The 9,679-nt window shown below is 64.7% G+C and carries 10 protein-coding genes; 5 read left to right on the plus strand and 5 right to left on the minus strand.

Annotated features, from left to right (window positions below; all coding sequences use genetic code 11):
• From Mgrana_RS16015 to Mgrana_RS16025, 3 genes are all read right to left on the minus strand, one after another.
• On the minus strand, nucleotides 1-113 hold a 113-nt coding region (locus Mgrana_RS16015; RefSeq protein ID WP_147371316.1), incomplete at its 3' end, for an NAD(P)-binding protein.
• A gap of 78 nt (nucleotides 114-191) precedes the next feature.
• Complete coding sequence (locus tag Mgrana_RS16020) at nucleotides 192-1,019, minus strand: phytoene/squalene synthase family protein (RefSeq protein ID WP_119358588.1); 828 nt, start codon at nucleotides 1,017-1,019, stop codon at nucleotides 192-194.
• Between the two features lie 141 nt (nucleotides 1,020-1,160).
• Entirely contained in the window at nucleotides 1,161-1,826 is a 666-nt protein-coding gene (locus tag Mgrana_RS16025; RefSeq protein ID WP_119358589.1) for a class I SAM-dependent methyltransferase, read from the minus strand.
• Between the two features lie 267 nt (nucleotides 1,827-2,093).
• Between Mgrana_RS16025 and Mgrana_RS16030 the strand changes: the two genes are divergently transcribed.
• The 5 genes from Mgrana_RS16030 (at nucleotide 2,094) to Mgrana_RS16050 (ending at nucleotide 5,723) form a co-directional block, all read left to right on the plus strand.
• Nucleotides 2,094-2,975: a MerR family transcriptional regulator gene (locus tag Mgrana_RS16030; protein WP_119358590.1), complete on the plus strand. Its 882-nt coding sequence runs from the start codon at nucleotides 2,094-2,096 to the stop codon at nucleotides 2,973-2,975.
• A 28-nt stretch (nucleotides 2,976-3,003) separates the two neighbouring features.
• Entirely contained in the window at nucleotides 3,004-3,594 is a 591-nt protein-coding gene (ldrP, locus tag Mgrana_RS16035; RefSeq protein WP_119358591.1) for a transcriptional regulator LdrP, read from the plus strand.
• A gap of 43 nt (nucleotides 3,595-3,637) precedes the next feature.
• A complete protein-coding gene (locus Mgrana_RS16040) occupies nucleotides 3,638-4,537 on the plus strand; it encodes a complex I NDUFA9 subunit family protein (protein WP_119358592.1) in 900 nt (299 codons plus the stop codon).
• Nucleotides 4,538-4,581: 44 nt separating this feature from the next.
• Nucleotides 4,582-4,857, plus strand: coding sequence for a hypothetical protein (locus Mgrana_RS16045; RefSeq protein WP_240631409.1), 276 nt, complete (start codon nucleotides 4,582-4,584; stop codon nucleotides 4,855-4,857).
• Between the two features lie 62 nt (nucleotides 4,858-4,919).
• The gene (locus tag Mgrana_RS16050; protein WP_119358594.1) at nucleotides 4,920-5,723 is read left to right on the plus strand and encodes a DNA-formamidopyrimidine glycosylase; all 804 of its coding nucleotides are present in this window, start codon (nucleotides 4,920-4,922) and stop codon (nucleotides 5,721-5,723) included.
• Between the two features lie 63 nt (nucleotides 5,724-5,786).
• On the opposite strand, the gene Mgrana_RS16055 is transcribed toward Mgrana_RS16050, so the two are convergent.
• Nucleotides 5,787-7,727, minus strand: a complete 1,941-nt coding sequence (locus Mgrana_RS16055; RefSeq protein ID WP_147021152.1) for a tetratricopeptide repeat protein — start codon at nucleotides 7,725-7,727, stop codon at nucleotides 5,787-5,789.
• 93 nt (nucleotides 7,728-7,820) lie between these two features.
• The coding region (locus Mgrana_RS16060; protein WP_147371317.1) for a DUF4249 family protein at nucleotides 7,821-9,679 on the minus strand (1,859 nt) is incomplete at its 5' end.

Genomic DNA, 9,679 nt, shown 5'->3' on the forward strand with positions numbered 1-9,679 from the left:
GCCACCCCCCGCCGCTCGAACACCCCCACCCGATACCCTGCCTGGGCCAAATAAGCTGCGGCCACTAGGGCATTGTGGCCTGCTCCCACCACGGCGATATCCAGGTCCGGCATACCCAGCGACTATACAGGGATCAAGGCGGTGAGGGCGAGCCGTGGAGTGGCCCAGCCCTTGCCGATGCCCTTTGGGCCCTATACCCCCCGCAGCCAGATGGCCCGTGGCAGCAACATCACCCGCTCGAGCCCGGAAAGCGAGGCCCGGCTGTGGAGGTTATCCCATCCCCTCAGCTCGAGTTTGTCCAGGATGCCCTGGTATTGCAGCGCCGCCAGGGCCACCGCCCCACGGCCATTGTTGAGGTAGCGCAGCCCACGCAAACCGTCACGGTAGAGCCGCCGGGCCTCACGGGCCAGCTCGCGCATCAAGGCCACATAGGCCCCCGTAACCCGCCCCTGGCGCAGGTCCTCCAGGCTGACTCCGTGCTGGCGCATCAACGCAGCCGGCAAGTACACCCGGCCCAGGGCCAGGTCTTCCCCCACGTCGCGCAGGCAGTTGGTGAGCTGCATGGCCTGGCCCAGCCGGATCGCAGCCGGATAACCCTCAGGGCCGGCCCCACCGATGGGCGCGATCATCAGCCCCACCGTTCCTGCCACCTGGTAGCAGTAGGTGTACAGCTCCTCCAGGGTCTCGAGGTGGCCCAGGTGCAGATCGGTTAGAAACCCCTGGCGCATGTCCCGAAAGGCCTGCAGGGGGATTTCCCAGCGCTCGAGGGCCCAGCTCAGGCCCTTTTCCCACTCCTGCTTGGGGTTGCCGGCATATGCCCGCTCAATCCCCGACCACCAGGTCTGCAAGTCGCGCAGGGCCTCCTTGGACTGATCCACCGCATCATCGCCCATGCGGCAGGCCCCATACACCGCCCAGGCGCCTTTTCGGGCCTCGCCTTGGAAAAGCAGGCTGCCGTAGTAAAAGGTGGCCGAATGATGTCGGATAATCGAAGCTACGGCTTTCCAATCTGGTTCCATGATGGCCTGCCCTCCCCTGAAATGGCCCTGGCCTTGCTCACAGGTATGGTCTCGGGCAGCCCCTGCCGGTGTGGGAACTCACCAGCGACGGAGCTGCCTCTGGTCTGGCCTTCATACCCTCCTATGGGCATAAGGATGGAGCTATTCCCCCAAGCTGACCATAGTCCCTGCCACAAACCCCACCGATTTTTCGTGCCAGCCCCGTACCCGAAACTCGTGGCGCTCGAGCAGGGCCGTCAGCTCCTCGAGCGTCGGGAAGCGCAGCCCGGTACGCTCGAGAACCCGCTGCAACCGGCTGCCTGAGCGATGGGTGAACATGATCCAGACCCGGCCCCCAGGCTTGAGGGTTCGCTGCATCTCCTTGACCACCGCCGCGGGGTCGTAGAACTCATTCCAGCTCCCCCCCACCACCACCCCATCCAGGGAATCCGCCGGCAAGGGGATGGCCTCGGCCCGGGCCAGGAGCGGGGAAAACCCTTCAAACCCCCTCGAGCGCCGCACGGCCTCCCGCAGCATGGCCGGGGAAAGGTCGAGGCCGTATACCTTGGCCGCCCCGGCCTCCAACAGGGCTCGAGCGTAAAGCCCCGTGGAAGTGCCCAGATCCAGAAAAACCCCGCCTTGTACCGGCTGCATGGCCTCAATCATCCGGGTGAATTCCTCCGAGAGCGGGAAGCGGCGACCCGAGAGCTGGCTCAGCGCCCGCGCCCGCCACAGCTCATAGCCCCAGGCCGTAGGCGCCAGAAGGTTGGTGCGCACCGCCAGGGTTATGGGCAAGCGCCGGCGTTGGTCCGGGATCGGTTTGCTCATGAGGGGATTGTACGTCAGCTCTATAGGTCTCAAAGATAACCTCCCTCGCATCGGCCTCAGCGATGAACCTGTACAGTGCTCATGAGGCGTCTCCCATCCTCGCCTGAGGAATGCTACCTATGCTCTACCGGGTTTTGATCACCTTAGAGTCAAGAATACCCTGTTTTCAGCGGGGGTTGAATACCTCTACAAGATATGTACAGCTTTATGCTGTAACCTTGACGTAAGTTGTACAGTGGGCTATGCTAGGGCCTGACAGGTAAGGTTATGCGCAAGGAACTAGGGGTCTACAGCATTGCCGAAGTAGAGGAGCGCGTCGGGCTCTCCAGCGCTCTGCTGCGGCAATGGGAACGGCGGTATGGCTTCCCCAAACCGGAGCGCAGCCCAGGTGGACACCGGTTGTACAGCGAAACGGATGTAGAGGCCCTCAAGCAGATCAAGCGCTGGATCGAGGCCGGGCAGGCCCCAGCCGCGGCGGTGCGCCGCTACCTGGAAAGCCTCACCCAAGAAGGCCCCCGCTCCCCCGAGGTCCTCTCGCTCGAGCTCGAGCAAGCCCTGCTGCAGGCCGATACCCCTTTGGCCGAGCAGGTGCTCTCCGAAGCTCACCGGCTGCATCCCGTGGAAACCGTGGTGATGGAGGTCATCGCCCCCTGCCTTCGGCGAATCGGCGACGGCTGGCACCTGGGGCAGGTGAGCACCGCACAGGAGCACCTGGCCAGCACCTTCCTGCGGGGCTCGCTCCAGAGCCTGCTGCACCTGATGGGCGGGGCGCTGGGGCCCACCCTTCTGGTCTCCACCTTGCCGGGTGAGCAGCACGAGATCGGCAGCCTGATCACCGCCTTGTTCCTGCGGCGGGCCGGGTACAGCGTACACTACCTTGGCCCCAACACCCCTCTGCCCGACCTCAAGAGTTTCGCCGAGCGCACCGGGGCCAAGGCGGTGGTGCTCTCGGCGATTCAACCGGTCTCGCTGGAGTCGCTCCCGCACCGCGCCCTAGCCCAGCTGGCTCCGATCGTGGTGGTCGGCGGTTGGGCAGCCAGCCATCATCCGCGGGAGGTCGAAAGGCTGGGGGCCCGCTTCCTGGGCAACGACCCTCGGCAGTTGGCAGAGGCCTTGTCCAGCGCTCTTAAAGAACAGGGATTGTGGTAGAGCCGCAGATGGTTTAGGAGGTCAGGGTATGAAAAAGGTTCGCAGAAAAGAGGTTATTTATCGCGCCGGAGACCCTGCCGAGGCCCTCTATCACCTCGAGCGTGGCCTCGTGCGTATCGTTGAGATTCTCCCTGATGGTCGTCAGCTCACCCTGCGCCACGTGCTCCCCGGTGATTACTTCGGTGAAGAGGCCCTCAGCGAGCGGGCCTACCGCTATACCGCCGAAGCCCTGACCGAAGCCGCGGCCCTAGCGGTGGATGCCAAGGCCCTCTCCGCGGACGAGCTGCGCTCTCTGGCCGGCAGCCTGGCCAGCCAGATGGTTCAGGTACAGGCCTACGAAACCCATCTCCAGTGGGGCGAACTCCGCAGCCGCATCTGCCGTTACCTGCTCTACCTGGCCAGCACCGCTGCCCGCGGCCAGGATGAGCGGGGGGTTTTTGTCACCGCCAGCCACGAGGAAATTGCCGATGCCACCGCCAGCACCCGGGAATCGGTGAGCAAACTCCTCTCCGACCTGCGCCACGAGGGCACCCTGGACACCGGTTACCGCAAGATCTACCTGGCCAACCACAGTGCCCTGGAGCTCGAGGCCGAAAGCCGGGTGCTCCAAGCGGTCTAGGCTTGGGCCTCCACCCCAGCGGTTTGGATCGGTACGACCCCTTATGAACGTCCTGGTCATTGGCGGCAGCGGATTTGTCGGCACCCATCTTTCTCGGTACCTGCTCCACCGAGGGCATAGGGTCACCGTGGCCTCGCGGAGGGGTCAGGGTGCCGTTCCAGGGGTCCGCTACGTGGCTGCCAATGCGGGGCAAAACCTGGGTTTAGAACAGGCCGTCCAGGAGCAAGAGGCCATCATCTACCTGGTGGGCATCATCCGCGAGCGGGGGGGACAGAGCTTTCAGCAGGCTCATGTGGATGGGGTGCGCCACAGCTTGCAGGCCGCGAAAGCCGCGGGGGTTCGGCGCTTTGTGCACATGTCGGCGCTGGGGGCTCGCCTGGGCACCGGCAGTCGCTACTTCGAGACCAAAGCCCAGGGGGAGGAGCTGGTGCGAAGCTCCGGCCTCGAGTGGACCATTCTTAGGCCCAGCCTGATTTTCGGCCCTGGAGACGACTTCTTCGGCGGCACCCTTAGAGGCCTGGTACAAGCCCCCGCCCCCTTCATCCCCCAGATTGGGGATGGACATTTCCCCTTTCGTCCCATCTGGGTGGGGGATGTGGCCGCCGCCTTCGAGCAAAGCCTCGGCCTGGAGCGCGCGATCGGCGTATCCTGCGACCTGGTAGGGCCCAAAGAGTACACCTTCCGGCAACTGTTGCTGCTGGTGCGGGAGCGGCTGGGCTCACACAAGCCCCTGCTCCCCATCCCGTTGGCCCTCATGAACCTGGTGGTCCCGCTGATCTCTCCCCTGCCCTTCAGCCCCATCACTCAAGACCAGTACCTCATGCTCAAGGCGGGAAATACAGCCGATCCCGCCCCCATGCGGGATATCTTTAGGCTCGAGGAGCGCTCGCTCGAGACCGAGCTCCCCGAAATCCTCGCATCTAAACGGTTGGTTGGCTCTTAGCCTGGCATACGGTTGAGCAGCACCCTTGGGTCTACCCTAGGGGCGTGTCCAATGCTGCACACCCCTACGTGATCCGTATGCACGCCTACCTTCACCCCTTGCACCGCTTCGAGGCTCATCCTCCCCAGGATCGCTCGGCCTTGCTTAGGCTATGGGCGGAGCTAGGCCCCATGGTCCGTTTGGCCGACCCCGCCCGCTACCGCAGCGTGCAGGAGGCGCTCGAGGAAAACATTCCTTTTCCGGTACTGATGCTCTACGTGTTCCGCGAAACCCGCCGCGCGCTGGAGAGCGAGGGCTCTGCCCAGCGCAAAGCGGAGTAGCCCGCGGCAATTGTGCCAAAGTACAGCCTGGGGTTCGCCTTTCCCCAGGAGAATGAAAGGCCATGCCCGAGCTGCCTGAAGTTGAGACCACCCGGCGTATCCTCGAGCCCCATCTGCTGGGCCGAACCCTCGTCCGCCTCACCCACAGCGATCCAGCCCGGTATCAACACACTGCGCTGGCGGAAGGGCGAAGGGTGCTGTCCACGCGCCGACGCGGAAAGTTCATCCTGCTGGAGTTGGAGGGGGAGACCGAAGCCATCATCCACCTGGGCATGACCGGGGGGTTTCGCTTCGCACCCCACCGCCACACCCGGCTCCGGGTGGAGCTTGAAGGGGAAACCCTCTACTACACCGACCCACGCCGCTTCGGCAAGTGGTGGGTGGTTCCCAAGGGGGACTACCGCGCGATCCCCCTGCTGACCCGAATGGGGCCGGAGCCGCTTTCCGCCGCTTTTACCCTACCCGCCTTCCAGCAGGCCTTGGGCCGGACCGGCCGCAGGATTAAAGAGGTGTTGCTTGGCCAGGAAGCAGTAGCCGGGGTGGGCAACATCTATGCCGATGAAGCCTTGTGGCTCAGCCGCATTCACCCGGAACGTCCGGCCAACACCCTGGAGGCTGGGGAAGCCAAGCGGCTGCATAAGGCCATCCAGCAGGTCATGGCCCAGGCCGTACAGGTGGGAGGTTCTACCTTATCTGACGCCACATACCAGCAGCCCAACGGTGAGCCGGGGTATTTTCAGCTCCAGCATCACGCCTACGACCGGACCGGCCAGCCCTGTGACCGTCGGGGGTGTGGGGGGAGAATTCTGAAGACCGTAGTCGGGGGGCGTGGAACCCACTTCTGCCCGGTGTGTCAGAGGGTGTAATACCAGATTCGGTTGGTTCGAGGCCGCAGGCGCGAGTTCTGTCATTCGCAGTCGGTATTTATCTCACTTGATCCCCAGTTGCGGTTCGCTCGAGGCAAACCCCACGCTGCCACTGCCGGCGTTCCACACCAGGCTCCAGTTGCGGTTACCGCCCGGTGCCACAAGCCCCGCGTCCATGATGCCGCCCTCGTTGGTCAGGCGCACAAAGCCGCCCGGCACAAATACGGCCAGCCGGAAATCAAGCTCGGAGGAAACCAGGGGGGAGAGGCTGTCGCGCAGAATCTGGAAGCGGTCCATCCAGGCAGGGTTGGCAAAGTTGAACTCGGTGCGGTCACAGCTGAGGAAGAGCCGCCAGCCCCGCGCAGGGGTCGCGGGCGCCGGGCTGGGGGTACAGGCCGGGGGGACCTGGGGGGTGGCCAGCGGGCCCATGATGGATGCGCTTTCGTTGCCGCAGTTCTCGCTGCCACGAGCGGACTCAAGGCCATTCAGGTAGGTTGAAGCGTAATCGTAGACCTTCTGGGCAGCTAGGTAGTACAGGGTCCGCAGGCGCAGCGTGGCATAGGTGCGGTAGGTAGGCTCGGAGAAACGGGTGCTGAGGGTAGCGCCGCTCTGCCAGGCCTGGGCGTACAGGTTACGCAGGGCGCGGTCGGCGGCCTGGAAGGTGGGCAGGGCGGCCTCGCGCCAGGCGGTGGCGCTGGCACAGCCTGGGCTGGAACTGAAGCGAGCATTGAGCTCGGAAACCGTGCGGCTCAGGGTAGCCTCGGCGGCCTCGTAGGCCTGCCCTTCCCGTGCAGCGTAGCTGTTGCTGTTGCTCAACGCAGCAGCAGAACCCACAGCATCGGACAGGAAGGTGATGAACCGGCCCTTCACCACCCCCACCCGCCGCTCGGCGCGGATCTCCACACTGCGACGGCCCTCAGCTGCCCCGGCAGATGTAAACGCCTCGAGGGTGGGCCGCTTGGCCTCGATCTCCTGGCGCAGGGCCTCGAGCGCCTCCCTTGCCCCGGCGGTCTGGCCGGGGGCTACAAAGTTCAGGCTGGGCAGGGCAGGTATGCTGGTTACGGGTACAAATAGCTCGCTCAAGGGGCGCACCCGGGTGTTCTCGGCCCCGCTCAGATTGTGCCGCCACCAGGCCCGTTTGGCCCAGACGCTGGCTTCGGCGCACTTGTTCTGGGCCCCCAGGGCGTGGGCCAGGTTCAGGCGGGCCTCTTGCAGGTTGGGGTCGGCCTGGGCGGCGGCCCGGAGCGCAGCCTCGGCCTCGGGCAGTCGGCGCAGGCGCAGCAGGGCGTGGCCCTTGTTGTTTTGCAGCCAGGGGCGCAGGGCCGCCGGGGAGTTCAGCCCTTCGGCAGCAGTGGTGAGGGCCAGGGCCTCGGCAAAGAGGCCGTAGTAGTTGGCGATTCCGGCCAGGTTGACCAGGTGCGCAGGGTTGCGCGGCTCGAGCTGCTGGGCCCGCAGCAAAAGCCCCAGGGCCAACTGGGGCTTGCCGATCACCGCTGCCAAGGCAGCATTGCGGCTGGCGGTGGCGGCGTCCTTGTACTCGGGCTGGGTCTCCATCAGGCGCAGGCTGCCCGACCCCGCCACTGCGTTCAGGGCGCGGCGCAGGTTGGCCAGGGCGCTGGCCTGGTTGGGAATGGCCGGGGCGCTGGGGGGCTGCGGGGCCACCCGCTGGAGCTGCTGTCGCTGGGCTTTGAGGGCCCGGAGCTGCTGCTCGATCATGGCCCGGCTGGGATCGCCCGCCTCGAGGTCATTGAGTTCCTGCTCGAGTTCGGCGATGCTCTCGTCCAACCCCGCCAGCAGGTTCTGCCCCAAAGCCGCCTGTCCCCCCTGGGTCTGTAAATCCCGGTCTGGGTTGGTGAGACCCGAAAAGTTGGTGCCCAGGCTCTCGGGCTTGGGGCACTGGGCTTCCGCCCACTGCATCTGCAGGTCGCTCAGGGCAGCCATGCGGGGGGGCTGGGCCAAGGCCAGGGCAGCAAACACCCAGATAAGCGGTACAACCCTTCTCACAAAACCTCCTCTCCCATTGGAGGGGCAAACCCCTCACAACATGCAGCGGTTTGACGAGAGTCTTGGATTAATGATAAACCTTCGGCCTTTAGCTTACGGCGCCGTGAGGGTGATGGTGATGGGGTTGACCGGCTGAATGCTGTAAATCTGGCCCTGCATCCCTACCCCGGTAATGTTGTCGGTGATGTCAAGATTACCGCCGCTGAACGCGCCGCTAAACGCATTGAGCGTGACGGTATAAGTACCCGCTGCGAGCGGGGTGGGCGGGTCGGTCTGGGCACGGGGCTGGAAGCTGCGCTCCGAGCCCACGTAAAAAGCGAGGTCGGAAACCCCCGATCCACCGTTGCGTTGGAAATAGACCTGATACAAGGCGTTATAGCCGGACTGGGCAGCCGCGCTATCGCTCCAGGTGGCCGTCAGGCTGGAGGCACTGTAGCTCCCGCCGTTCGTCAGGTTACTCCAGGACACGTTGCCCACCGCAAAAGCCGAGCCGCTGCCATCCACGCTGCCGTTACCATCGGCGTCAATGTTCAGGGTGTAGCGTTTGCCGGGTTCAACAGTGAAGTTATTTGCAAAATACATCCCACTGCCCGGTGCGAGTTCACTCAGGGTCGCGGTTCCACCGGTGTTATCGCTGATGATAATCTGGGCGCCGCTGGCCGGTTCGGCATTATCCAGGTCGCCGTCGGCATTGGGGATGCCTTTCTCGAGCTGCACAAAAGCCAGACCCCCCGGCTGCAACAGCGCGGTGGCCTGAAAGAAACCCTCCGGGGCCGGGGCCACCCGAATGGGGAACGGATTGGTGGCCGCCGGACGCACCGACTGAACGGCGCTGCTGGGGCAGGGCCCAGGGGTGCGGCTATAGTTTTTACCGTTATAGAAGAGGTCGGCGTCCTCCACCCGCCCGATGTCTATCACCTTGGCCCCCGGTTTGGGCACCAGATTGCCGTTCGCGTCCACAAAGGTATCGGTATAGGTCTTGGTGGCGGTAAAGTTGATGGGCACGCCCTTTTCTACGGTGATTTCTGCCTGTCCCAAGCGGTTGGTAACAGCCCGCAACCCTGGACGCGCCGTCACCACTGCGTCCGCTAGTGGCCCAAAACGGTTGCGCACTTCCACCGACACGCACTCCTGCTCTTGCACCGCCGGAGCACCCCCGTACCAGGAAAAGTGACGGATGCTAGCCCGCAGCACCGGGGTGGTGCCGTCCACGCTCGAGCGCTCCACTGTGCCCTCCACAAAGTCTTCCCAGCGCCCGGTCTGGGGATTGTAGGCGTAGCAGTGAATCTTATCGCCAATCTGGTATCGGCTGCGCAGCTCAGGGGGGATGGGCAGTTCCACAATGGCGCTGGAACCGGGCTTCAGGTTGATGCGGCGGTTCTGCGAGTCCAGGATGCTGAACTCAGCAAAGGTCACCGGAGCCAGCGGCGTGGGACTGGCCCCCCCGGCCACCAGGTCGCCGGGGAGGGCGGTACCTTCCTTGGTGGGGTCCAGGGGCGTGACCACCACCCGCAGGTTGGTATCGGTGGTGTCCAGGCTATTGGGCTGGAAGATCACGGCATAGGGGCCGGCCTCGGTACGCTGGAACAAGGTACGGGCCTGGGTAGGATTGTAGCCCTGCTCGGTGCCCTCTTTCTTGAGGGCCACCACCACCGTTTGGGCGCTGCTGGTGGACTCGGCAATACCGTGCCCAAGGGCGTAGCCCGCCTTCTCGAAGTCCAGCTTGACCAAACCGGCAGGCAGGTTTTGCAGGATAAACTCGCCTCGGTTGTCAGTGGTGGCCGTTCGGCTGCTGCCCACCACCCGCACCGTCACGCCCGCGAGCCGCACCCCGGAGCCAATATCGGTCACCAGTCCAGCTACAGTGTTGGGGGCACTGGGGGCGGTATTGCCCCCAGTGCCCCCAACACTGTAGCTGGACTGGTGACCGATATTGGCTCCGGGGTGCGGCT

Origin of the sequence: Meiothermus granaticius NBRC 107808, from assembly GCF_003574355.1 — a bacterium.
Lineage (GTDB): Bacteria > Deinococcota > Deinococci > Deinococcales > Thermaceae > Meiothermus > Meiothermus granaticius.